This is a genomic window from Bradyrhizobium sp. CCBAU 65884, from assembly GCF_028128835.1.
Classification (GTDB): Bacteria; Pseudomonadota; Alphaproteobacteria; order Rhizobiales; family Xanthobacteraceae; genus Bradyrhizobium; species Bradyrhizobium ottawaense.
Genome location: NZ_LBJU01000133.1, coordinates 328,861 through 351,952, shown reverse-complemented (window position 1 = coordinate 351,952; position 23,092 = coordinate 328,861). Strand labels below are relative to the sequence as shown.

Below are 23,092 nucleotides of genomic sequence, written 5' to 3'. Positions count from 1 at the left end.
TTCTTTTGGCTGAGCAGTAGGCCGTATATTCATTAAAGAGTGTCTGTTCATGAGGGCCAACCGGAAATCTTCTAGTCGGCCAGAGCATTACTGCTTCTGACCGATTCCGTTGAGGTGAACCTCATCGCACAGGCGCCGCTCTGACCGGATGCCGAAGCAGTAACCAATCAGCAGCATCCGGATCATCAGCTCCGGATCGATCGAAGGCCGACCGATCCGATGTTGCTGTAGAAAGGTGCCAGGTCCCGCTTGATCTCTTGAAAGTCGACAAACCTGTCGATCGACCTGAGCAGGTGATCGGCGGGAATATGCTTCTCAAGTGAGAACTCGTAGAACAAAGCGGCCCGGCGCATATAATGCCTGGCCGGAATCCCTGCGCTTATCACCGGAGTAATTGGCCTTTTGGCCCGAAGGCGAGGTTCAGGCGGCGTCCTCCGTTGTCGGCTCGTTGGGTAGACCGGAAGCAACCGGCCGACCTTCGAAGCGGCGCCAGTGACCCGTAGCAGACTTTTGGCATATTGAGCGGATGCAGCCACATTGCTATGCTTCGTTCACATCGTGCCTTAGGTCTGATGGGCAGGCTTGATCAGGCTTACGGACTGCAGCCTGCAATTTGGAAATTGGAATTCTTGAAGCCATAGGCCCCGCCTCCGGACGCATTTCAAAAGCGGCCGGGGAATGTTCATGGACGTCATTTCCCTCCGTTCTTCCCCTTGACTCGGAGGCGGGCTTTTTCTGTCAGCTTGATCGAAAAAGTGATTCCGCCATGTCCATTCCAAAAAGCATAACCCAGTGCACTTCAGTCAATCGCCACAACAGAAGCACGGCGTGCCACTACTTAGTTGTTTTAATCCTTTCAGTTTGCATCCTTCAGCTCGCAAGCAGTACGGCGCAGACCCAGTGCGCAGCTCGCGATGTTTTGGAGAGACAGCTGAAATTCAAGACACGCGCGTCCGAAGCGCCTCAACGGCTTATTGAATCCGAGCGTGACATTGCGATATGGAAGACAATTGCAATAGGCACGTTCGCCGACTCACTTAAGCTGCGCGATGCACTGGACAGCATGCGATGCAGTGTGGGCAGCCAAGCGGGCGAGATCCTTGCCCGACCGTCCTTTATTACTGCTTCTCAGAAGACAGACATGGAGCTTGCACTCGTCTCCCCGACGCAACTTGGGTTCACGAGCGATAGTGTGACGTTAGCTGACCTTTACTCACGGGCTCGAAAACTCGGCCTTGAACTCGCACCGGCAGAGGTCGGACCACAATTGCGCATCCAATATTTCGACCAGCCCGTGGGCGAGTTCCTCATCATCGGAATGGAGCCGATCATGACCTGGAGCGGGGACCCGATTATTCTGAATGTAGCAAATGGCGGCGCCGGATTGATCCTCATCGGCCAAGACGGTAGAGCCGAAGCCGAGATACCTGCCACGTCTCGGATCGTTTTTGCGCGCTCGCATAAACTTGCGGCCAATACCAATCTCGTCGATCAAGCTGCTGCAGTTCCGCGCGAGTAAGGAGGGTGCTCGCAACTGGCCCATCGGCGACCTTCGATGATGTCCGCTGTTTGTGCTTCTCTGGAGAGACGAGCGGACATCAGGGGCCGCCGAACCAGGCGCCCAATTCAGGAGTACGGGCGCTACGCCGCCGCAGGCGGCCCGAACCACCGCAGCAATGCCTCCTCGAGCCCGCGCTGGCTCTCGTCTCCCACCCAGGCAACGTGCCCGTCGGGCCGCACCAGCACTGCGTCCGGTGCGGCGACCCGGCCGATGACCGGAAGCTCCCATACGCCATCGGTGCGGGTATCGACGACATCGATCCGGTTCTTCCAGGGGCCGATGTCGATGCCGCCTCGCTTGCCGAAATTGAGCAGCACGCCGCGCGCCCCGTGCAGCAGAGTCAGCAGGTTGAGCCTCCGTCCTTCGACCGTCAGATCGAGATCCGGCATGCGCCGCCCCACCAGCGCGTGGCCTTCGCCGAGATCGTAAGCGATGTCGAGCCCGCTCATCATGGCGCCAAAACGTTTGCGCGGCGCGTCCATGCCGAGCAGTTCGGAGACGGTGTCGCGCGCGGCCTTGAGGCCGTCGTCGCCGCGGCGGAGCAGGGCGATCTGCGCCATGGTGTTTTTGAGCACGCGCGCGCCGACGGGATGGCGCTCGGCGTGGTAGCTGTCGAGCAGGCTGTCCGGCGAGATGCGATGGACCACCTGCGCCAGCTTCCAGCCGAGATTGACGGCGTCCTGCACGCCGATGTTGAGGCCTTGCCCGCCGACGGAGTGATGGATATGCGCGGCATCGCCGGCGAGCAGCACGCGTCCCTTGCGATAGGTCGTGGCCTGCCGTGCCGCATCGGTGAAACGGGAGATCCAGGCGGGATTCTTGACACCGAAATCGGTGCCGTAGACCGCGACGAGGGCATCGCTGAGATCGTGCAAGGAGGGCTCGCCGGTGCGCGTGAGCGTTGCTTCCGTCACGACGACCAGCACGCGGCCGCTCTCGGTCTTGCTGAGGCCGTGAAAGCCGAGCGCATCATGACGCAGGCCCCATGCCGGCGCCTCGCGCATCTCGACCTCGGCCATGAGGTTGCTGAGTGTCGGTGAGGTGCCGGCAAAATCGATGCCGGCGGCCTTGCGCACCAGGCTGCGACCGCCGTCGCAGCCGACGAGATAGTCTGCGCGCAAGGTCTCGCCACCGGAGAGCGTCACGTCGATGCCGGTTTCGTCCTGTGCGAAGCCCGTGAGCTCGACATTGCGATAGATCGGCACTTTGAGCTCTTCGACCCAGTCCGCCAGGATGCGCTCGATGTGGCTCTGCCGCAGCGCCAGCCCGTAAGCGTGCCTGGTGGGAAGATCGCTGATGTCGAGCCGCGTCCAGGCAAAGCCCGCGAGCTGGACGATCTGTCCCTCGCGCAGGAAGCGATCCGCAACGCCGCGCTGATCGAGGATCTCGATGCTGCGGGCATGCAACCCGCCGGCGCGCGTGCCGACGAGATCCTGGCTCGCGCGCCGCTCGAGGATGGCGACATCGACCTTTGCGAGCGCGAGCTCGGCAGCCAGCATCAGCCCGGTCGGGCCGCCGCCGGCGATCACCACGGCATGGTCGGGCGGCATCTGGTTCCGCGCGTCGGCTCCCTGGGGCTGACGGCGTGAACGGGACGTCGGAAGCAATGCAGGCATGTCGTGACCCCTCGGCAGGTTGCTTTGGATGTTTCCTGGGTCGGGGGTTCTACGGCAGAGGCGGGGACTTGAAGCAAGCCCGTTGCGCACCACATATTGAGTTGGGAGGAGGGGCTTCCTCTTCCGCGTTCGCCGCGTTGACACGTCGGGCAAAACACCGGCATGATGGCATCATCGAAAGAGTTTGGTTCAGCCCGCGCGGAGCGATCTGCGGCGGGTTTTGTTTTGCGGGATCGGACGGTCAGCAGACGCCGGCGGTCCGCTGCATGATGTCGGCGAGCTCCTCGAACGAAAACGGCTTCCTGATCATCGGAAGGCCGCCGCGCCGGGGCTCGCGACCCGACAATTGCAGCATCTTCAGCTCCGGGCGGACGCGCTTGGCCAGCTCGGCCAGTTCATGACCATCCATGCCGGGCATGTTGATATCGGTGATGAGGATGGAGATGTCCTGGTTCTGCTCGAGCCGGCCGAGTGCATCCGGGCCGCTTTGGGCGCTGAGCACCTGGCAGCCGAGATCTTCCAGCATGCCCACGATCACGTCGAGGACGGCGGGATCGTCGTCAACAACCAGGACAGTGTGGCTCATCGCAGGAACATTCCTTCTGACGAAGCATTCAACGCGCCTCTCGCCGGATAAGTTCCAGCAAAGGCCCGGCCGCGTGAACGGATGTCGAGGCTTCGGGCAAAACATCGGCAGAACGGCATCATCGAAACGCCCGCCGGGCGCCGGTCCGCCTAATTGTCCTTCGACAAATCGCCCGGTTTGGCGGGAATGTCGATGGTGCCGCCATCGCCGTGCACGAGATCGCGATCGCTCTGCTTTGCCTCGCCGGCGTCTTCGATGATCGCCTCCTGCGGCTCGCGCTCCTTGTCGATGCGCGGCTTGGCTCCGGGCAATTCTCGCGATGTCTCTGGTGACGTCATCTCAAATGTCATCTCACCGATCCTCCTGATCGGCTAACTTTCGCCGGGCCGGTAAGTTCGTTTGACGCGTCGGGCAAAACACGGGTATGTTGGCATCATCGAAAGAAGTTTGGTTCAGCCCGCGCGGAGAATATCCGCAGCGGGCTGTTTCATTTCAACCGAGCTTTGACACGTCGGGCAAAACACCGGCATAGTGACATCATCGAGACGAGTTTGGTTCACCCGCGCGGAGCACATCCGCCGCGGGTTTTTTCGTCTCGGTTTTCGAGATCGGACGGCGGCGGCGCATTGCGGCCACGCACTCGTCAAACCTGGAGCGCCGATCGGCGCGCCGTCGTCCGTACCATTGCCGGCCGTGCACGCGCGAACGTGCCGGCCCGCGGCGCTGGGGCCAGTTGCCCGCGCCGCTGCGGTCTCCGGAAGACACGGAGATAGGGTTCGCGCCCGAAACGATCGCGCCTCGCCTGGCGCGATCTGCCGCGCATTTTCTTCGCTGGGAGGGATGATGACCGCTTATCTGATATCGCTCGCGCTCGCGGGCCTCGTCGCAATCGTACTGTGGGAGATGTTGTCGTGAGCGAGGATATGGAATGCGAGCTTGCAAACGAGCCGTCCCCCAAGCCCGCGGCCAGGAAGACGTCGAGAGCGCGAACCCTGACCGAGATCCGCTCGCTGGCGCGCAGCCACACCAGGACGGCCCTGAGGGTTCTCGTCGGCATCATGCGCAGCGATGACGCGACACCGGCCGTGCGCCTTTCGGCGGCCAACGCCATTCTCGATCGCGGCTGGGGCAAGGCCGCACAACCGGTCGAGACTGGCGAAGACGGTGCGCCGGAATTGGTCCACCGGGTCGAGCGTGTCATCGTGCGTCCGGAAGACGCCGTCGAGGGCGATGCCGGTCCCAAGGCCTGAGATGTCGAATATCTCGATCTGGTGTTCGCTCGACCTTCGTTTGGTGCCGGGGTGGAGAATGCGGCCGAGAGAACGCCATCCTTGCTTATTCTTGGTCGTTCGTAAGTGCCCTTTGCCCGACCTAAACACTCCAATACCGACGGTCCTAGTTCTTGCTCTGCTTGCGGGTCCGGCGCTGCCCGGCATAGGCGCGCTGCACCTGGTCGCTGCAATAGGACAGGTGTCGGCCATCGCCGGTGAAGTGTCCGTTGTTGATGATCCAGAGGATGACGGTCTTGTCGTCGATCTTCTTGAACATCAGGTTCTCGCGTTCCGGAGTCGTGTCCACATTCTGTACGCTGACGGCGTCCCTGTCTGACGCCGGCTGCAATGTGCAGTCGGCGCCGATCCGGACCGTGTCGGGAAGCTGAACCCGGGTGCGGAAGATCTCGCACTTGTTCGAGGCCGTGACGATCGACTTCCTGGCGAACGCAACGACCGTGTCGCTGAATTTCGCGCAACGTTCCTCGAAGTCGGCCCCCACTGCGGCGTAGACGCCATCTTGCGGATGAGCGCTCTTGAGAGTGAGCTCCAGTTCGACCTTCCGCTTGGCTTCCTCGGCCTTCTGCTTGGCCTCTTCCTTGGCTCTCAGCGCGGCCTCAGCGAGCGAGCGCTGAGTCTTCAGAGGGCAGTAGGCCGCACGCCAGGGAGGATCCTTGAGCTTCCCATTCAGGCTCTTTTGGACGGAGATCGCCGACGTATCGAGCCGTTTGATGAACATGATCTCGTTGAATTTTCTGCTCTCCCAGTTGGGGTCGCGAGGGTTAAGGTTCTGCGCCAGATTGTAATCGTCGCAGGCCATGTCAACCTTCAGCGCGCCTGGGCCAACATCGATGATTTTCTTGACGTAGCAGACCCATTCGTAACCGCTGACCGACTTTTCGCCGAGATCGATCGTAAGGCCGCCGCTGTCATCGCAGTTCGACTGGAAATCCTTGCCGGGTTCGGCGTAGACGCCGGCCTTGGGACGCCATCTGTCGAATGTCGGAGCAGGCGGTTCCTGCGCGAAGCCAGGAAGTGCGAGAGCGACCAGCGCAGCCGCGGAGAGAGGCTGGCCGATTGCGCGACGAATAACCCTGTTCACGTAAGCCCCCTCATTCCCGGCGAATGCGGCATGTCTTTCACGAAGCCACCGCGCGCGAAATAGTTAGTGAATCAGCGAGAGTTGAGCAAGCCGTCGCCCGCCAGCGAAACGGTGAGGACAGCTGCTTGTCAATTCGCGTGAAGCTCTCGCGCTCTCAAAAGGATTTTCAACATGTGGGACGACATGATGCGACGTATTTCTTCAACCTGTCGAGGGCATCTCGCCTCACGTTACGAGTCCATACGGCGCGGCGACAGGCAGGCCCCGCGGATCAAGTAACCCGCACGGGGCATCGATTTCAATTATGTCGGTGGTAAGAGGCGCGGCTGAACACGAACCACCCGGAATTGCGGTCTCCCGTGAATGGCGTCGTTGAGCGCGCCGGTGATGATCAGTGGGGGACGATTTCGATCAGAGACAATAGCGGCTTGCGGCACCAGATCCTGCATACCAACTCTCGGCACGTGAAGGTCGGCGATGTGGTTGCAGCGGGTCAGGTGATCGGGATGATGGGCAATACCGGTCTTTTCGATAAGAAGGCAATCCAGGGCAGCACCACGTCCATTATCAAATCAAGGATCCCGCAGGTAATGTTCTCGATCCCGGTGCGTTTGCCGATGCGCTGGGACCGTTCGATCCAATTCCCGCGCCGGCTTACATTCCCGGGTATCAGCGGTATCTGCAAAACGCGGATATGGTGCCGGGGACCCGTCCCGAAGATCTGCGGGTTTTGAGGAGGATGCCTGCCGGAAAATCGGGTCGATCTGCCTTCAACTCGAATGGTCCCGTACCGGTGCCCGCTACTCCGCCCAGCGCTTCGTTTCCGTCTTCGGCACAAAACGACTTCGAAGGACGATACGGAACCTGGCCTTCGCTTTCCAGAGGCGGCGTTCCTGTTGGTGTCAATCAAACTCAGCAAGGGCAACCTGAAACTCCAAACACCGAGGACTGGTCCGCGATGTGGCGCAGGCGCACCGGCCTGCCCTAGGGCGAGCGAGCGCATCCATTGTCTATCCTGAAAATTCCGACGGCCAAGATCTTCGAGCCGCTGCTGAAACCTGCGCGCTACAAGGGCGTCTATGGTGGACGCGGCTCGGGAAAGTCGCATTTCTTCGGCGAGCTCCTGGTCGAGACCTGTCAGGCCGAGCGCGGCACGCTCGCGGTCTGCATTCGCGAGGCGCAGCGTTCGCTGGCGCAATCTTCCAAGCGTCTGATCGAAGGCAAGATCTCGAGCCTGCGCCTTGGCCACGGCTTCAAGCTGTTCAGCGACAAGATCGAGACGCCCGGCGACGGGCTCATTATCTTCCGCGGGCTTCAGGATCACACGGCCGACTCGATCAAATCTCTGGAGGGATTTCGCATCGCCTGGATCGACGAGGCGCAATCCTTGAGCGCGCGCAGCCTCGCGCTGCTGCGGCCGACGATCCGCGCCAAGGACTCCGAACTCTGGGCGAGCTGGAATCCGCGCCGCAAGAGCGATGCAATCGACGACTTTCTGCGCGGGCGCAAGCCCGACGGAGCCATGGTCGTCAAGGCGAACTGGCGCGACAATCCCTGGTTTCCGGACGTGCTCGGGGAGGAGCGGTTGCTGGATCAAAAGCTCTACCCCGAGCGCTACGACCACATCTGGGAGGGCGAGTATGCCCGCGCCTTCGAGGGCGCCTATTTCGCCTCGCTGCTGTCGGAGGCGCGTGCCGGGGGGCGGATCGGAAAAGTCTCCGCCGATCCTCTGCTTCCGCTCCGTGCCTTCATCGACATCGGCGGAGCCGGTGCTGCGGCGGATGCTTTCACGATGTGGATCGTGCAGTGGGTGGGCAGCGAGCTCAGAGCTGACTTCCAGCACCTGCGGCGCTGGCGAATGAGCGTGGAACAAGCGCAGAGCTACACCTTCAAGGCGGTGATCACAGTCATTGCGACCGGGCTGATGGGTGCGGTCTGGCTCGGTGTCAAGGTCGTGCTGGGCAAGTGAGCCTCGACCGCTACGGAGTCGCAGGTCGCGCACTCCCGATTACCCCGCCAATAGGTATTCCATGTACAGAATTCGTATCGTCGATGCGGACGATGATGAGACTGCCGAGGTTCTCGGCGATTTGCACCGGCTGACATTCTTCGGTGGGGCGGCCGTGCCGCAGTTCGAATCGGGGTCGTGGTGGCTCGCCTATCACGATGATGACGCGGTTGCCTTCGCCGGCGTCGTGCCGTCGACGCATGCGCGAAGAAGTGGATATTTTTGTCGGGTCGGCGTCTTGCAGCGGCATTGGGGACGGGGACTTCAACTCAGGCTGATGCGAGCGATCGAGGCGCGAGGGCGGCGTCTGGGATGGGACAGCATCGTCTCCGATACGACGGACAATCCCGTATCTGCCAATAATTTCATCCATGCGGGTTATCGGCTGTACGAGCCCGAATCGCCCTGGGCCTGGTCGCATACGCTTTATTGGCGAAAGTGGCTGCGCTGAGCAATTGGAGTGGTTTCCCGTGATGCGGAACGTGACCTTCTCGGACTAGAATTGCTGCGCAGGATGCGCGCAGCCTCCATACGCTCAAATATCTGACGGCCCGGCAGCTTGACGCTGCCGGGCCGTTTTTGCGTTTCAAGCGAAGCGAGCGAGGCCCTTGCGAAGTTGGCGGCGCCGGGCTTTAAGTTTGCTCTTGCAGGAAATTCGGCGGCCATAAGCCGATGTAAGGGAGCGCTATCGATGCCGACCAAGCCTCAATTGCCGGAACGTTCGTCGCGAGCGATGGAAGGGCCGAGTGCGCTCGACGGTCTGCTGGTCATCGATTTCACGCGTGTCGTCGCCGGCCCGGCCTGCACGCAGACGCTTGCCGATTTTGGCGCGCAGGTCATCAAGATCGAAAATCCCGACGGAGGCGACGACACGCGCGCTTATGAGCATGCGGAAATTGGCGGCGAAAGCGCCGCCTATCTCAGCCTGAACCGCAACAAGCGCGGCATTGCGCTCGACCTTGCCGTGCCAGAGGCCCGCGAGATCGCGCTGGATCTGATCCGCAAGGCGGATGTGGTCGTGGAGAATTTTTCGAGCGGGGTCATGAAGAAGTTCGGGCTCGACTATGACGCGGTCGCCCCGCTCAATCCCCGGCTGGTCTATTGCTCGATCTCCGCCTACGGACGCTCCGGACCGTTCGCCTCCCGCCCCGGCTTCGATCCCATCACGCAGGCGGAGAGCGGCTTCATGTCGCTCAACGGATTTGCCGACGGTCCGGCGGTTCGTACCGGCCCTCCGATCGTGGACATGGCGACGGGGATGTCTGCCTGTAACGCCATCCTGCTCGCGCTGTTGGCCCGGGACCGGCTTGGCCGCGGGCAGCATGTCGAAGTCGCCTTGTTCGACGTTGCGATGGGGATGACCGGCTTCTACGGCATGGCGTATCTCATCAATGGCGAAAACCCCGGCCGGTTCGGCAATTCGCCGAGCGGGTCTCCCACCGTCGGCGTCTATGAGGCCTCCGATGGGCCGCTCTACATGGCCTGCGCCAACGATCGGCTGTATCGCCGGCTCGTGGTCGAGGTGCTGAACCGGCCTGATCTCATCACCGATCCGCAGTTTGCCTCGCGCAAGGCCCGTTCCGAGAACAAGGAGCTTTTGCGGGCAGCCATTGCGGAGGTCTTTGCCAGCGATACGCTCGAGAACTGGATGGCGAAAATGAAGCTGGCCAATATTCCGGTCGGCTATCTCCGGACGGTCGAGGAGGGGTTCAATGCGCCAGAGGCTCGCGAGCGCCATCGCTTGAGCCGCATTCCGCACCGTACAGCGGAATGGGTGCCCAACATCGAGCCGCCGATTACCATGAGCCTGACCGCCGCGATCGATCCCGTTGCGGCCCCGCTGTTAGGTGAGCATACCGAGGACGTCTTGCGCAGCATGCTCGGCTATGACGAACGTCGGATCGCGGAGTTTACCCGGAAGGGCGTCTTTGGCCCGGGCAAGCCCTCTACTCCGGTTTAAGCCGGAGCCGTCAGTCCCTGGCAACAGGCGTCGCGCGGTATGTGAATCGATGCTTCGTGATGCCTGCTGCATTGGCTTGATTTGGTAAGGGGCCGGCCGCATAAATACGCCAAAGTGAGGGAAGCGAATGGCGCCTGGTCGAAAGCCGAGCATGGGTCAGCCCACCGGGCCGGAAGCCGGCGAACGCGCCTATGCGGCGATGATCGCGAAGGCCCGGGCCCTCGTGCCGCGACTACGAGAGCGGGCGGTGCGGACGGAGGAGCTGCGGCATCTCCCGTCGGAAACCGAGATGGACCTCCATGAAGCCGGCCTGTTCCGGATGCTTCAACCGGCACGGATCGGCGGCGCCGAGCTCGACTATGTCGCTCTTGTCGACTGCGCTGAGCTGCTCGGACAGGCGGATGCGTCGGTGGCCTGGAATCTCGCCAATCTGGCGAGCCATCACTGGATGCTCGGCATGTTCGAGCAGAAGGCGCAGGATCTGGTCTGGGGCCGTGATCCGGATGCGCTGATCGCATCCTCATTCATTTTTCCCGCCGGACGCGCCACGCGGGTCGAGGGCGGTTATCAGCTGCGCGGCAGCTGGCCATTCTCCTCCGGGGTTGCCTCCTGCGAATGGAACATGCTTGCAAGCGTGGTCTACTCCGACGACGAGGCCGACGGCATCGAGTATCGCATCTTCCTGCTGCCAAAAGGCGATTACAACGTGCTGGACACATGGAACGTCGCGGGATTGCGCGGGACCGGGTCCTGCGACGTGGAGGTCAGGGATGTCTTCGTGGCTGACCATATGACAGTCGCCGTCGGCGACCTCTCAGGCGGCCCGACGCCGGGAAGCACGGTCAATCCAAATCCGCTGTATGCGCTGCCCGTGTTCTCGCTGTTCCCATACGTCCTCTCCGGTGTCGCGCTGGGGAATGCGCAAGCGTGCCTCGACGATTATACGGAGGTCGCACGTCATCGTATTTCAACCTACAACCGGGCCAAATTGAGCGATTTTCAAAGCACCCAGATCAAGATCGCGGAGGCCTCGGCGAAGATCGATGCCGCGCGCCTGATCATGCGCTCGGCGTGTCTCGATGCCATGGAGGACGCGCGGCTTGGTCACATCCCCGGCATGGCGACCAAGACCCGTTATCGGCGCGACGGATCTTTTTCGGTGAACCTGTGCACGGACGCGGTCTCGATGCTGTTTGCCGCGAGCGGCGCGCGCGGTCTGTTCACGACCGGCGTGTTGCAGCGGCAATTTCGCGATGCGCACGCGATCAACTCGCATCTCGCATTCAACTTCGATGCGGCCGGGACCAACTATGGACGGGTGGCGCTGGGCCTGCCGTCCGAAAATCTCACGCTGTGAGGCCGGCCGATGAATGATCTGCCGCAGCAGCCCGGCGCTCCCGATCCCGCCAACGAGTTCGCGAGCGACAGCTCGTCGATCGATCCTCGCGACTTTCGCAACGCGCTCGGAACCTATGCAACGGGCGTGACGATCATCACGGCCGCAGCGCCTGACGGCAAGCCCTACGGGCTGACTTGTAATTCGTTCGCCTCCGTCTCGCTGAACCCTCCGCTGGTGCTGTGGAGCCTGGTCGTCTATTCCTCCAGTCTGACCATCTTCCAGAACGCCAGCCATTTCACCGTCAACGTGCTTGGTGCTTCGCAGCAGGCGCTTGCGACAAAATTCGCCAAGTCGTCTGACGACAAGTTCACAGGTGTGGACTGGGCGCCGGGCCTCGGCGGAGCGCCGGTGCTTGCGGAGAGCGTCGCCAGCTTTCAATGCCGCTCCGTGAATCGCTATTATGGCGGCGACCACGTGATCTTTCTCGGCGCGGTCGAGGCCTATACCTACGGTGCGAAGGAGCCGCTGCTCTTCGCGCGGGGGACGTTCGGCCGATTCCTCGCAGATGACGAGCGCAAGACGTCGCCTTGACGTGCTTCAGATCTCGCTCGACGGCTTAGCGCTCTGCCGCTGAAAGTTTGTAAATCTCCAGTGCGTCCGCTTCCGCGCCGCGCGCGGCCTTCGCGAGCCTGAAAAGTTGTCCCGCAAGAGAGGCCATCGGCACCGGTGTCGATGTCGCCTGCGCGACGTCGGCGACCGTATCGAGATCCTTGAGCATCGTGGCAATGTGACCGAGCGGTGGCGAGTGAATGCCTTGCACCATTCTGGGCACGAAAAGCTGGAGCGGGATCGAGTCCGCAAAGCCGCCGGCGAGCGCTTCGGGCAGGCGATTGGCGTCAATACCGGCGTTGACGGCCAGGCGCGTGGCTTCCGCGAGGACGGCCATCGCGCATCCCACGATCACCTGATTGCAGAGTTTCGTGGTCTGGCCGGCGCCGGTCGGGCCCATGTGGGTGAACCTGCGCGCCATGGCCAGCACGTAAGGGCGTACCCTCTCGATCTCGTCTGCTTCTCCGCCGGCCATGATCGCAAGGGTACCTTCCTCGGCGCCCTTCGTTCCGCCGGAAACCGGTGCATCGATCCAGCCGGCGCCATTGGCGGCTTTCAGTCGCTTTGCCAGATCGCGGGCGGCGTCGGGATGTATCGACGAGAAGTCGACGACAAGCTTGCCTGCGCCGGGCGCTGCCGCGAGCCCGTCAGGCCCGAAGATCACCTCCTCGACGGCCGCGGCATCCGTCACGCACATGAAGGCGATATCGGCGTTCGTCAGGAGATCACGAGGCGTGGCTGCGCGCCCGGCTCCGGCCTCGGCGAGCGGAGCCACCTTGCCCTCCGAACGGTTCCAGACAGTGACCTGATAGCCGGCCTTGAGCAGGCGTCGGGTCATCGGCGTTCCCATCAGGCCAAGGCCGAGATAGCCGAGCCTCTCGACGCCTTGCGGGTTTGCCTCGCTCGCATCAGCCATAGGTTGCCTCCTTCTGCCGCAGCGCGACGTGGCTTTACCATACATTGCGCGTCGGACGGCAAAACCGCCGGGCTCGCATGGCTTGCCTGATTGTTTGAACCATGAAAGATTTGAGCCCGGTCGGGGTTGGGTGGCGCCGGTCGGCGCCGGAGCAGCGGAGTGGGCACGATGCGAACCGTTTCGAAATGGATCCTGGCTTTGGGGGCGGCGGCCGCCGTGAGCGCGGGGGCAAGCCCGTCATGGGCGCAGCAGACGATCCGCGTCGGTTGGACGATCCCGGCCGAGGAATCAAAGTACTGGATGATGCGCCGCCCGGCTGAATTTCCCAATCTCGGCAAGACCTACAATATCGAATGGACCCAATTCCAGGGCACCGCACCGATGACGCAGGCCTTGGCAGCCGGCGCGCTGGACTGCGCGACGCAGGCGCCGCTGTCCCTCGCCAATGGTGTGGTCGGCGGCAATCTCAAAGCCTACATCGTGGCGCAGCACGTGTTCGAGAAGCCCGGCGGCTTCTCGGTCTATTGGGCTGTCATGGATGACTCGCCCATCAAGACGATCGCTGATCTCAAGGGCAAGACGGTCGGCATTTCCGTGATCGGCGGCGGCACGCAAGGCCCGTTCAACCTGCTCCTGAAGCAGAATGGCGTCGATCCAACCAAGGATATCAAGCTGGTCGAGGTCGGCTTTGCCGTCTCCGAGGATGCGCTGCGTCAAGGCCGCGTCGATGCGGTCAACATGAACCAGCCGTTCGCCGCGCGGGCAGAGGCAAAGGGCGGCACAAGGAAGCTCTTCTCGCTGTCCCAGGCCATGCCGAACATCGTGCACATCCTGGAAGCTTGCCGTGCCGATTTCGTCGACAAGAACCCGGAACTGGTCAAGGCCTATGTCCGCGATATCACCTCGGGCATGAAGAAGGCGCTGGCGAACCGCGAGGAGACTCTCAAGGTCGTCAATGAGGTGCTGAAGGCGCCCATCCCGGTGCTCGAGACATACCTGCTCAAGGACAACGATTTCGGCCGTGATCCAGGTGCGGCGCCGAACTTCCCGGCGATCCAGAAGATGCTGGACATCTACGCCGAGACCGGAATGCTGCCGAAACTGGATGTCGCGCAGTTCAAGCATCCGACGATCGTCGCGCCGCTGCAATAGGCGAGCGAACGATCCTAACGAGGAGCGTGCGGCGTCCTGGATGATCCGGGACGAAGCACGAAGAAGATGCACGTATGAAGAAGTTGCGATCACGCGTCACCACAGACGGCCTCGACCGGGCTCCGCACCGCGCATTCATGCGCGCGATGGGGCTCGACGACGCTGCGATTGCCAAGCCGATGGTGGGCGTCGTCAGCATGAAGGGCGAGCAGACGCCCTGCAACATGACACACGATTTTCAGGTGGCGGCGGCCAAGACGGGTATCGAAGAGGCTGGCGGCACGCCGCGCGAATTCTCGACGGTGTCGGTCTCTGACGGCATCAGCATGAACCATGAGGGAATGAAGTTCTCGTTGTTTTCGCGTGAACTGATCGCCGACTCGATCGAGGCCGTCGTCCACGGTCTGGCCTACGACGCGCTGATCGGATACGGCGGATGTGACAAGACGCTTCCCGGCGTGATGATGGGCATGGTTCGCTGCAACGTGCCCTCAATCTTCATCTATGGCGGCAGCGCGCTGCCGGGCCACGTGGATGGGCGCACGCTGACGGTGCTCGATTCCTATGAGGCCGTCGGCAGCTTCATGACTGGTGAGATCGACGGCGCCACGCTGGAGCGGATCGAGCGTGCCTGCTTGCCGACGATCGGCGCCTGCGCCGGCCAGTTCACCGCCAACACCATGGGAATGGTCTCGGAGGCGATGGGCCTGACCATTCCCAACGTCTCGATGGTGCCCGGTGTCTATGCCGAGCGTGCGCAGATATCGCGGCGCGCCGGACGCCTGATCATGGAGATGCTGGAGCGCGGCGGACCGTTGCCGCGCGACATCGTGACGCGCAAGTCCCTGGAGAACGGTGCGGCGATCGTTGCCGCGACGGGTGGCTCGACCAACGCCGCGCTGCATCTGCCCGCAATCGCCAACGAGGCCGGCATTGCATTCACGATCGATGATGTGGGCGAGGTCTTCGCCAGGACGCCGTTGATCGGAAATCTGCGGCCCGGGGGCAAATACACGGCAAAGGATGTCTACGACATCGGCGGTGCGGCGGTCGTGATCCGTGAGCTGATCCAGAGCGGGCATATCGATGGCAGCTGCTTGTCCATCACCGGCCGCACACTTGCCGAAGAGTATGACGCCGCCAACGCACCCGATGGAGAAGTTGTGTATGCGGCCCGCGCGCCGATCATGCCTGACGGCGGCGTAGCGGTGCTGAAGGGAAATCTCTGTCCCGACGGTGCGGTGATCAAGGTCGCAGGTTTGAAGAGTCAATTCTTCGAAGGCGTGGCGCGCGTTTTCGAGGATGAGGAAGCCTGCGTCGCGTCGGTTCGTGACCGCAGCTACAAGGCAGGCGAGGTCCTGGTCATCCGCAATGAGGGACCGGTCGGCGGTCCGGGCATGCGCGAGATGCTTGGCGTCACTGCGCTGATCTACGGGCAGGGCATGGGCGAAAAGGTCGCGCTGATCACCGATGGCCGGTTCTCTGGCGCGACCCGCGGCATGTGCATCGGCTACGTAGCCCCCGAAGCATTTGTTGGTGGTCCGCTTGCACTCGTTCGTGACGGTGACAGGATCCGGATCGATGCCGCAAACCGGCGGATGGATGTGCTGCTCGATGAGCAGGAACTCACAGCGCGGCGACGAGATTGGAAGCAACGTCCGCCGCGTCACCGGGCAGGCGCGCTTGCAAAGTATGCGCGGCTGGTTGGGCAGGCGCCGGGTGGAGCCGTGACGCATGAAGGCCCGGCAGAATGGCCGTGGTTCGAATGACGCACCGCACGGGTCCGAAAACGACCGCCTGTCTGGCAGGTTTCTTGCTAAGCTCGTGCCGCTGACCGAGAACGTTCAGCGGGTTCGTCGAGAAATGTTCGCGCGAGTGAGGCGAGAGACGGGATGACGGTAGTGCCTGCGAGATCGAGCGAATGGGTGAGACCGGTGAGATCACAAGAGCCGGCTTCTGCGATCATCGAGATCGACCGCGTCTCGCAGGTCTTTCAGACCTCGGCGCGCAAGGATCATGTGGCGCTTTCCGACATCTCGCTGACGATCGAGGAGGGCGCCTTCGTCTCCATCCTCGGGCCGTCCGGCTGCGGCAAGTCGACACTGCTTTATATCGTCGGTGGTTTTGTCAGCCCGACCAGCGGCTCGGCGAAGATCAAGGGACATGCGATCACGGGGCCCGGTCCGGATCGCGGACCGGTGTTCCAGGAATTTGCGCTGTTCCCCTGGAAGACCGTGCTGGGCAATGTGATGTACGGCCCGCGTCAGCAAGGTGTGCGCGCCGCAGAGGCGGAAGCGCAGAGCCGGGCCTTGATCGAGATGGTTGGCCTCAAGGGCTATGAGAGTTTCTACCCCAAGGAATTGTCGGGCGGCATGAAGCAGCGCGTGGCGCTGGCGCGGACGCTCGCCTACCATCCCGAAGTTCTGCTGATGGACGAGCCGTTCGGCGCGCTCGACGCGCACACAAGGACGCGCCTGCAGAACGACCTTCTCAACATCTGGGAGCGCGACCGCAAGACAGTGCTGTTCGTCACCCATTCGGTAGACGAAGCCGTCTTTCTCTCGGATAAAGTCGTGATGATGTCGAAATCGCCCGGCCGCATCCGCGAGGTCATCGACCTCGATCTGCCGCGACCGCGCCGTCGCAACGAGCTGTTGCTCGACCCGCGCTATCAGAAATACATCGTCGATATCGAGCGCATGTTCGATGAAAGCGACGAAGCCGGGCCTGCCTCATGATGTCGTCGGCCACCTTGATGAGACGGGCCGCTCCGGTGCTGGCCTGCATCGGGTTGCTGGCCGCGTGGCAGGTTGCGTCGCTTGCGCTGAAGAACGACAGCTTCCCGACGGCAACCGAGGCGATCCGGGCAATTCCCGATATTCTCGGCGACAAGGAATCCCTCATCAACATCCTGGCCTCGCTTCGCCGCATGGCGATCGGGTTCGGTGTGGCGGTGCTGGTTTCGATTCCGCTGGGCCTGTTGATGGGACGCAGCCGGGGCGTCGCGGCCTTTTTCAATCCGCTCCTGATGGTGATTTATCCGGTGCCGAAGGCCGCCTTGATGCCGATCATCATGCTTTGGCTGGGCGTCGGCGACGTCACCAAGACATTGGTGATCTTTCTGGGCGTCAGCCTCCCCGTGATCTATCACAGCTTCGAGGGTGCCAAGGCTGTCGAAGAGAAGATGCTGTGGTCGGGTGCCGCGATGGGGCTTTCGCCGGCGCAACGCCTGGTGCGGATCGTGTTGCCCGCGGCGCTGCCGGAGATCCTGACCGGCTGCCGCACGGGACTGGTGCTGGCGTTGATCACGATGATCACCAGCGAGATGATCGCCCGCCAGTCCGGCGCCGGCAACATCCTGTTCAATGCGCTCGACATGGGTCAGTACGACACCGTCTTTGCGATGATCATCATCGTGGGCGCGATGGGAATCTGCCTCGACGCGATTTTTGAAAGGGTTCGTGCCAGGCTCGTGCGTTGGTCCGAGCCTCAGTTCGACATGCCGCTGAGCTTTTCGTGATGTCGCGCATTCTCTCCGCAAGCGTCCTTCTTGGGATTGCCCCGATCGTGCTGGTCATTGCGTTGTGGCAAGGCCTGGTGTCGTTCGGCTTCGCGCCCGCTGTCTTGCTGCCGCCGCCGGGCTTCGTCTTCAGCCGGCTGCTCCAGCAGCTCGTGACGTGGACGTTTCAGCAGGAGATCGCGGCAACCCTGATCCGGCTGTTTGCAGGGTTCGCGATTGCGGTCGTGCTGGGTGTCAGTATCGGCATTGCCGCCGCCGCCAATCCGGCGATCAATGCCGTGGTTCGACCGATCGTCCGCGTATTGGCCCCACTGCCCAAGGTCGCGCTCTATCCGGCTCTCCTGCTTTTGCTCGGATTCGGCCACGGGTCGAAGATCACATTGGTGGCCGCGGACGCGCTCTTTCCCATTCTGCTCTCGACCTATTACGGCGCGTCGACCGTCGAGCAGAAGCTGATCTGGTCGGCGATGGCGGCGGGAACGCCGCGCTACGAAATCCTCTTCAAGGTGGTGCTGCCGGCGGCGATGCCGTCGATCCTGACCGGATGCCGGATCGGGCTTGTCATTTCCTGCATCGTGGTGTTTCTGGCCGAGATGATCACGTCGACGGACGGATTGGGGCACGCGCTCGTGACCGCGGCGCGAACCTTCCAGGCCGTCGACATGTTCGTACCGCTGATCACGATCTCGCTGCTGGGCCTGATCCTGAATGGCCTGCTCGGGGCGCTACGCTCGTACCTGCTGCGGGGCTTTCCCGAGGCGTGAACCGACCAAGAAGAACAGAAGACCGGGAGTGAACCATGCTGGCTGATCGCATCGAGGCAAAATGGATCGACGCATTCTGCGAGATCTTTGAACGTTGCGCCGTCAAGGCCTGCGATACCGCGGCGATCCTGTCGGAAACCCAGTCGCGTGCGTTGAATGTGCATCTGGCGGAGCTCGCGCTGCTGCGCATGGGTGCGCGGCCGTTTCACGTGGTCATGCCGACACCGCGCAATCGGAATATCGTTCCGGTTCGCTCGACAGGGGCGAGCGAGGCGATCCAGAAGCTTGGTCCGGTCATTACCGCGCTTCAGCAGGCCGGCTTCGTGGTGGATTGCACCATCGAGGGCCTGATGCATGCGGTGGAGACGCCGGAGATACTCAAGGCCGGCGCGCGGATCCTGGTGATCTCCAACGAGCATCCCGAGGCGCTGGAGCGGATGGTGCCGGATCCCGCGCTCGAGAAGCGCGTTCGTGCGGCGGCCAAGATGCTGCGGGGGACCAAGCGGATGCGGGTGACGTCGAAGGCCGGCACGGCGCTGGATGTCGACATGGTCGGCGCGTCCACGGTCGGTGTGTGGGGCTGGACCGACAAGCCCGGCACGCTGGCGCATTGGCCCGGTGGAATCGTCGTCAGCTTCCCCAAGAGCGGGACGATCAACGGCACGCTGGTGATGGCGCCGGGCGACATCAATCTCACTTTCAAACGCTACCTCACATCACCCGTGAAGATGACCTTGAAAGATGACTATGTCGTCGAGCTGGAAGGCGAGGGCACGGATGCCGCGATGATGCGCGCCTATCTTGCTGCCTGGGGCGATCGCGAGGCTTATGCCGTCTCGCATGTCGGTTTCGGCATGAACCCCGGTGCGCGCTATGAAGCGCTGTCGATGTACGACCAGCGCGACACCAATGGCACCGAGATTCGGGCCGTCTCCGGCAATTTCCTGTTCTCGACCGGCGCCAACGAATTCGCCGGCCGCTACACGGCGGGGCATTTCGACCTGCCGATGATGGGAACGACCATCGAGCTCGATGGCGTCGCGGTCGTTCGCGAAGGCGTGTTGCAGGACGTCTTCGGCTAGTTGCGGTCGAGCACGGGTGGGCGAGCCAGGTCGAAGTGGCGGAGCAGATCCACCATGGCCTGAAGCCGTTTTACGCGATAGGCGTCAACGTCCATACCCGAATAGTCGAGGAAGCCGGCACCCGTGCGCAAGCCGATCCTGCCTTCATGCATGTTGCGTGAGATGACGTCCGGCGCGCGGTAGCGGTCGCTGCCGAGCGCGCCTTCGAGATAGCGACTGGCGTAGTACAAGATATCGCCGCCACCCCAGTCGATGAACTCGAGCAGTCCGAGCACGGCGTAGCGGAACCCAAAACCGTAGCGGATCGCCTTGTCGATCTCCTCGGCACTGGCGACGCCTTCCTCGACCATGCGTGCGGCTTCGTTCATCGCCAGCGCCTGGATGCGCGGAACGATGAAGCCGGGCGTCGCCGCGCAGACGACCGGGACCTTGCCGATGCCTTCGAGCAGTCCCTTGACCTCGTCGACGATGGCGGGGTCGGTGGCTCTGCCGGGCGAAACCTCGACCAGCGGGATCAGGTAGGCCGGATTGAGCCAATGCACGTTGAGGAAGCGTCGAGGAGTCACGATCGCGCCGGAGAGATCATCGACCAGGATGGTCGACGTCGTCGATGCCATGATCGTGTCGGGTCGGACCTGCCGTGAGGCTGACCCCAGCACCTCGCGCTTGAGCTCGACGACCTCTGGAACCCCTTCGAAAACCATTCCGGCCTCGGATAGCGCTGCCCCGCTCTGGCTGGCGGGCACCACCGAGACGCGCGCGATGAGCGGATCGACATCGGCCTCCGTCAGCAGCCCCAGCTTGGACAGGTTGGCAAAGGTCTTCGTGACCTCGCCGAGCGCGTCGGCCTCAAGCTTGGCGAAGTCTTCTGCGCTACGGGCCTTGACGTCGATCATTGTGACCTGATGGCCAGCGTAGGCAAACGCGACCGCGATGCCGCGTCCCATGCGGCCAGCCCCCAGACAGACGATATTGGCGCGGTTGGTCATCGGTCAGAATCCATTGCGAAGCAGCGTCTGTAATTCTGCCTTGCTGAGATTGTCGAGCCCCAGCGTCTCAAGCGTTCGGCCACCTTGCGCAAAATCCTCGCCGCAGACCGCGCCGCCGATTGACAGGAATGCTTTGGCCAGCGGCGTGGTCACGCCAGCCAGGCCTGCGACGGAGACCAGCAGCGACAGCCCAAGCCGCAGGTCCTCGCGCATATAGCGATGCTCCGTCAGCACGATCCGCTCGCGCCAGTCCCCTGAATCCGTCAGCCGGTCATGCGAACCGCGGCCATACATCCAGATCTCGCCCTCTTTCGCATAGTGATGAGCGAGCGGGAAATGCGGTGCACCGTAACCAAGCGCCTCGCGCACCGCGATGCGTTCCGCGTCGAGCGCGTCGGTCACCCGCCGGATCGCGGCTTGTGTGCCTTCCTTATGGATGTCCCAGCGCTCGAAATGTTCGATTGGACCGGCATTCATCACGATCAGCGGCGGATGGATGATGGGTCCTGCATTCATCAGCGCCCCGGACAGCGCGTCTCCGCACGGCTCGATCGTATCGGGGAAAGCGCGTCCGATGACTTCGAGCGCATGCGGTGCCCGGTCGAGCGGGAACACGCCGACTGGAAGCCGCTTGGCGCGGATGGTGATCGCGACCTCGAACGGTCCGTGCTTGCGGGTGAGCCACGGCAGTGTACCGGTCTCGGCAAAGCTTGCCCTGGCCTGGTTCCCAGCTTCCCGCGCAGCCTCTGCGAAGATCATCGAGCCGAATGTCGCCGGCGGCAAGAATACGACCTGACCGTCCCGCAGATGCGGGGCGAGCAGGCGAGCGATATCAGTCTGTGCGAAGGCAGGAGCGGGGCACAGGATCAGCTCCGTGCCGTTGACGGCCTCGGCGATATCCGTCGTGACCAGCGCGAGCGTCACGTCGTGGCGGCCGTTGTGATCCTTGACCAGGATGCGCGAGCCGGCGGCGCGATGTGCCGCGACCTGACCGGCATCGCGGCGCCAGAGCCGCACCTCATGCCCCGACAGCGCAAAATCGCCGGCGGCCGCGAAGGAGCCGTTTCCCCCACCGAGAACTGCAATCTTCAAGATGCTTCTCCTTGCGCGCGGGACTGCGCATCAAGCTGCTTCAGCAGGAAATGCTGGACCTTCCCCAGTGCGGTGCGCGGCAGGTCGGCGACGAAGACGATATCGCGTGGCACCTTGTAGCGGGCGAGTTGCGCCTGGAGATGGGCTCTCAGCTCGTTCGCTTCGGGCCGGCAGCCGGATCGGGGGATGACATAAGCGATCGGCACCTCGTCCCAGCGCGGGTCCGGCCGGCCGATCACGGCGCATTCGCTGACATCGGGATGTTCGAGCAGGACGCGCTCGACCTCGGCCGGGTAGACATTCTCTCCCCCCGAAATGATCATGTTCTTCTTGCGGTCGCGGACCCAGAAATAGCCGTCGGCGTCGCACAGGCCGATGTCGCCGGTGCGATACCAGCCGTCGTGCAATGCGTCGCGGGTTGCCGCCTCGTTGCCCCAATATTCGAAGAACACATTGGGTCCGCGCACCGCGATCTCGCCCGGCGTGCCTGCCGGCACCTCGTTGCCGGAATGATCGACCACCTTCGCTTCGCAGCACAGGCCGGCAAGACCGGTCGATCCCGCACGCGAAAGGTCGCCGCCTAGCCGCGTGTAGACGGCGATCGGGCAGGTTTCCGTCGAGCCGTAGACCTGAAGCACCGGCACATCGCGGGCGACGAAACGCTCGATCAGATGCGGAGGCACGATGGTCGAGCCGGTGGCGACGGCTTTGAGTGCCGAAAGATCGGTGGCCGCCCAGGCGGGATGCTCGCTCACCGCCTGGATGATCGCAGGCACCATGACCGTGAGTGTCGGCCGCTCCTGTTCGATGGCCGCAAGCGCGGTCTCCGGCGCGAAGCGTGCATGGACCGTGACGGTCGCGCCGAGCTGCAGAGCCGGCGTGGTCTGGATGTTGAGGCCGCCGACGTGGAAGAACGGCAGCACGGTCAGCACATGATCGTCGGACGTCATGTTGTGCATGTGCTGGCTCATGACGCCGTTCCAGAACAGCGCCTCCTGGCGCAGCACCGCGCCTTTCGGCCGCCCGGTTGTCCCCGATGTGTAGACGATCAGCAGGGGGCAGGAGAGATCGGTGTGCGGATTTCGGCCGGCGCCGTCGCTGCGCGCGAGCAGGCTTTCGAATGTCGTGCCGCGAGGTGGCGTGAAGTCGAGGCCGACAACGGACGTCCCCGGCGCAAGCTCGGGGAGAACTCCCTCGAAGGCCCGCTCGAGCACCAGCACCTTGGCGCTCGCATCGGCGAGAATGAAGAGTTGCTCGGCGACCGCCAGCCGCCAGTTCAGCGGCACGAGCATCGCACCCAGCCGCGCGCAGGCGTAGAGCAGAACAAGATAGTCGGGTCGGTTCAGGCTGAGGATAGCGACGCGGTCGCCGCGGCCGACGCCGAGCTCCTGTTTCAATGCCGTCGCGGTGCGTTCGATGCGCGCGGCGAACGCCGCATAGCTCAGCCGTTCCCCTTCGAAGGCAATGGCTGTCTTGTCTGGCGCGAACGCCGCGTTGCGATCGATCAGACTGCAGAGGTCCACCG

Annotated in this window: 21 protein-coding genes and 2 pseudogenes; 14 read left to right on the top strand and 9 right to left on the bottom strand. The window is 62.9% G+C overall.

From position 1 onward, the window contains the following. Positions 1-108: 108 nt before the first annotated feature. Positions 109-353 (bottom strand): annotated as a pseudogene (locus XI03_RS37965) (transposase); the annotation flags it as partial. A gap of 413 nt (positions 354-766) precedes the next feature. On the opposite strand from XI03_RS37965, the gene XI03_RS37960 reads away from it, so the two are divergent. After that, complete coding sequence (locus XI03_RS37960; protein ID WP_271594985.1) at positions 767-1,519, top strand: hypothetical protein; 753 nt, start codon at positions 767-769, stop codon at positions 1,517-1,519. A gap of 122 nt (positions 1,520-1,641) precedes the next feature. Here the strand turns inward: XI03_RS37960 and XI03_RS37955 are convergent, their stop codons facing one another. The 3 genes from XI03_RS37955 to XI03_RS37945 form a co-directional block, all read right to left on the bottom strand. Further along, complete coding sequence (locus XI03_RS37955) at positions 1,642-3,177, bottom strand: FAD-dependent monooxygenase (protein WP_271594984.1); 1,536 nt, start codon at positions 3,175-3,177, stop codon at positions 1,642-1,644. A gap of 241 nt (positions 3,178-3,418) precedes the next feature. Further along, a complete protein-coding gene (locus XI03_RS37950) occupies positions 3,419-3,763 on the bottom strand; it encodes a response regulator (RefSeq protein ID WP_271594983.1) in 345 nt (114 codons plus the stop codon). Between the two features lie 149 nt (positions 3,764-3,912). Then, complete coding sequence (locus tag XI03_RS37945) at positions 3,913-4,113, bottom strand: hypothetical protein (RefSeq protein WP_271594982.1); 201 nt, start codon at positions 4,111-4,113, stop codon at positions 3,913-3,915. Between the two features lie 561 nt (positions 4,114-4,674). Between XI03_RS37945 and XI03_RS37940 the strand changes: the two genes are divergently transcribed. Beyond that, positions 4,675-5,013, top strand: coding sequence for a hypothetical protein (locus XI03_RS37940; protein WP_038971978.1), 339 nt, complete (start codon positions 4,675-4,677; stop codon positions 5,011-5,013). A 145-nt stretch (positions 5,014-5,158) separates the two neighbouring features. On the opposite strand, the gene XI03_RS37935 is transcribed toward XI03_RS37940, so the two are convergent. After that, on the bottom strand, positions 5,159-6,136 hold the full coding sequence (locus XI03_RS37935) for a hypothetical protein (protein WP_271594981.1): 978 nt from the start codon (positions 6,134-6,136) through the stop codon (positions 5,159-5,161). Positions 6,137-6,495: 359 nt separating this feature from the next. Between XI03_RS37935 and XI03_RS37930 the strand changes: the two genes are divergently transcribed. From XI03_RS37930 to XI03_RS37905, 6 genes and pseudogenes are all read left to right on the top strand, one after another. Further along, entirely contained in the window at positions 6,496-6,870 is a 375-nt protein-coding gene (locus tag XI03_RS37930) for a M23 family metallopeptidase (RefSeq protein ID WP_271594980.1), read from the top strand. Positions 6,871-7,142: 272 nt separating this feature from the next. After that, positions 7,143-7,763, top strand: a pseudogene (locus tag XI03_RS40370) (PBSX family phage terminase large subunit); the annotation flags it as partial. A 403-nt stretch (positions 7,764-8,166) separates the two neighbouring features. Beyond that, the gene (locus XI03_RS37920) at positions 8,167-8,595 is read left to right on the top strand and encodes a GNAT family N-acetyltransferase (protein WP_271594979.1); all 429 of its coding nucleotides are present in this window, start codon (positions 8,167-8,169) and stop codon (positions 8,593-8,595) included. 240 nt (positions 8,596-8,835) lie between these two features. Continuing rightward, positions 8,836-10,104 carry a CaiB/BaiF CoA transferase family protein gene (locus XI03_RS37915; RefSeq protein ID WP_028142603.1) on the top strand — a complete coding sequence of 423 codons (1,269 nt, stop codon included), beginning with the start codon at positions 8,836-8,838 and terminating at the stop codon, positions 10,102-10,104. Positions 10,105-10,255: 151 nt separating this feature from the next. Continuing rightward, positions 10,256-11,461 carry an acyl-CoA dehydrogenase family protein gene (locus tag XI03_RS37910; RefSeq protein ID WP_028142602.1) on the top strand — a complete coding sequence of 402 codons (1,206 nt, stop codon included), beginning with the start codon at positions 10,256-10,258 and terminating at the stop codon, positions 11,459-11,461. Between the two features lie 9 nt (positions 11,462-11,470). Further along, entirely contained in the window at positions 11,471-12,034 is a 564-nt protein-coding gene (locus XI03_RS37905) for a flavin reductase family protein (protein WP_271594978.1), read from the top strand. Positions 12,035-12,059: 25 nt separating this feature from the next. On the opposite strand, the gene XI03_RS37900 is transcribed toward XI03_RS37905, so the two are convergent. Beyond that, a complete protein-coding gene (locus XI03_RS37900; RefSeq protein ID WP_038947160.1) occupies positions 12,060-12,968 on the bottom strand; it encodes an NAD(P)-dependent oxidoreductase in 909 nt (302 codons plus the stop codon). A gap of 168 nt (positions 12,969-13,136) precedes the next feature. On the opposite strand from XI03_RS37900, the gene XI03_RS37895 reads away from it, so the two are divergent. From XI03_RS37895 to XI03_RS37870, 6 genes are all read left to right on the top strand, one after another. Then, positions 13,137-14,120 (top strand): ABC transporter substrate-binding protein, encoded by a 984-nt coding sequence (locus XI03_RS37895; protein WP_038947161.1) that lies wholly within the window; start codon positions 13,137-13,139, stop codon positions 14,118-14,120. Positions 14,121-14,194: 74 nt separating this feature from the next. After that, positions 14,195-15,889 carry a dihydroxy-acid dehydratase gene (gene ilvD, locus XI03_RS37890; protein ID WP_152102611.1) on the top strand — a complete coding sequence of 565 codons (1,695 nt, stop codon included), beginning with the start codon at positions 14,195-14,197 and terminating at the stop codon, positions 15,887-15,889. 123 nt (positions 15,890-16,012) lie between these two features. Then, positions 16,013-16,858 carry an ABC transporter ATP-binding protein gene (locus XI03_RS37885; protein ID WP_271594977.1) on the top strand — a complete coding sequence of 282 codons (846 nt, stop codon included), beginning with the start codon at positions 16,013-16,015 and terminating at the stop codon, positions 16,856-16,858. After that, entirely contained in the window at positions 16,855-17,640 is a 786-nt protein-coding gene (locus XI03_RS37880; protein WP_271594976.1) for an ABC transporter permease, read from the top strand. The genes XI03_RS37885 and XI03_RS37880 overlap by 4 nt, the downstream gene beginning before the upstream one ends. Next, entirely contained in the window at positions 17,640-18,404 is a 765-nt protein-coding gene (locus XI03_RS37875) for an ABC transporter permease (protein WP_442869792.1), read from the top strand. Before XI03_RS37880 ends, XI03_RS37875 begins: the two co-directional genes overlap by 1 nt. A 35-nt stretch (positions 18,405-18,439) precedes the next feature. Next, positions 18,440-19,486 (top strand): peptidase M29, encoded by a 1,047-nt coding sequence (locus tag XI03_RS37870; RefSeq protein ID WP_271594974.1) that lies wholly within the window; start codon positions 18,440-18,442, stop codon positions 19,484-19,486. Here XI03_RS37870 and XI03_RS37865 read toward each other — a convergent pair. From XI03_RS37865 to XI03_RS37855, 3 genes are read right to left on the bottom strand one after another with little or no spacing between them, the layout of a single operon-like run. Next, positions 19,483-20,475, bottom strand: a complete 993-nt coding sequence (locus tag XI03_RS37865) for a 3-hydroxybutyryl-CoA dehydrogenase (protein ID WP_271594973.1) — start codon at positions 20,473-20,475, stop codon at positions 19,483-19,485. The two genes, XI03_RS37870 and XI03_RS37865, sit on opposite strands and share 4 nt — an antisense overlap. Before the next feature lie 3 nt (positions 20,476-20,478). Beyond that, complete coding sequence (locus XI03_RS37860; protein ID WP_271594972.1) at positions 20,479-21,567, bottom strand: NAD/NADP-dependent octopine/nopaline dehydrogenase family protein; 1,089 nt, start codon at positions 21,565-21,567, stop codon at positions 20,479-20,481. Next, a complete protein-coding gene (locus XI03_RS37855) occupies positions 21,564-23,090 on the bottom strand; it encodes a class I adenylate-forming enzyme family protein (RefSeq protein ID WP_271594971.1) in 1,527 nt (508 codons plus the stop codon). Before XI03_RS37855 ends, XI03_RS37860 begins: the two co-directional genes overlap by 4 nt. Positions 23,091-23,092 lie beyond the last annotated feature (2 nt).

What these genes read in the sequence shown, in the direction of transcription:
- XI03_RS37895 (WP_038947161.1), top strand. Translation starts at nt 13,137, where the DNA reads ATGCGAACCGTTTCGAAATGGATCCTGGCTTTGGGGGCGGCGGCCGCC.
- XI03_RS37910 (WP_028142602.1), top strand. Translation starts at nt 10,256, where the DNA reads ATGGGTCAGCCCACCGGGCCGGAAGCCGGCGAACGCGCCTATGCGGCG.
- XI03_RS37905 (WP_271594978.1), top strand. Translation starts at nt 11,471, where the DNA reads ATGAATGATCTGCCGCAGCAGCCCGGCGCTCCCGATCCCGCCAACGAG.
- XI03_RS37960 (WP_271594985.1), top strand. Translation starts at nt 767, where the DNA reads ATGTCCATTCCAAAAAGCATAACCCAGTGCACTTCAGTCAATCGCCAC.
- XI03_RS37880 (WP_271594976.1), top strand. Translation starts at nt 16,855, where the DNA reads ATGATGTCGTCGGCCACCTTGATGAGACGGGCCGCTCCGGTGCTGGCC.
- XI03_RS37885 (WP_271594977.1), top strand. Translation starts at nt 16,013, where the DNA reads ATGACGGTAGTGCCTGCGAGATCGAGCGAATGGGTGAGACCGGTGAGA.
- XI03_RS37865 (WP_271594973.1), bottom strand. Translation starts at nt 20,475, where the DNA reads ATGACCAACCGCGCCAATATCGTCTGTCTGGGGGCTGGCCGCATGGGA.
- XI03_RS37875 (WP_442869792.1), top strand. Translation starts at nt 17,640, where the DNA reads ATGTCGCGCATTCTCTCCGCAAGCGTCCTTCTTGGGATTGCCCCGATC.
- XI03_RS37955 (WP_271594984.1), bottom strand. Translation starts at nt 3,177, where the DNA reads ATGCCTGCATTGCTTCCGACGTCCCGTTCACGCCGTCAGCCCCAGGGA.
- XI03_RS37920 (WP_271594979.1), top strand. Translation starts at nt 8,167, where the DNA reads ATGTACAGAATTCGTATCGTCGATGCGGACGATGATGAGACTGCCGAG.
- XI03_RS37950 (WP_271594983.1), bottom strand. Translation starts at nt 3,763, where the DNA reads ATGAGCCACACTGTCCTGGTTGTTGACGACGATCCCGCCGTCCTCGAC.
- XI03_RS37945 (WP_271594982.1), bottom strand. Translation starts at nt 4,113, where the DNA reads ATGACATTTGAGATGACGTCACCAGAGACATCGCGAGAATTGCCCGGA.
- ilvD (WP_152102611.1), top strand. Translation starts at nt 14,195, where the DNA reads ATGAAGAAGTTGCGATCACGCGTCACCACAGACGGCCTCGACCGGGCT.
- XI03_RS37870 (WP_271594974.1), top strand. Translation starts at nt 18,440, where the DNA reads ATGCTGGCTGATCGCATCGAGGCAAAATGGATCGACGCATTCTGCGAG.
- XI03_RS37900 (WP_038947160.1), bottom strand. Translation starts at nt 12,968, where the DNA reads ATGGCTGATGCGAGCGAGGCAAACCCGCAAGGCGTCGAGAGGCTCGGC.
- XI03_RS37915 (WP_028142603.1), top strand. Translation starts at nt 8,836, where the DNA reads ATGCCGACCAAGCCTCAATTGCCGGAACGTTCGTCGCGAGCGATGGAA.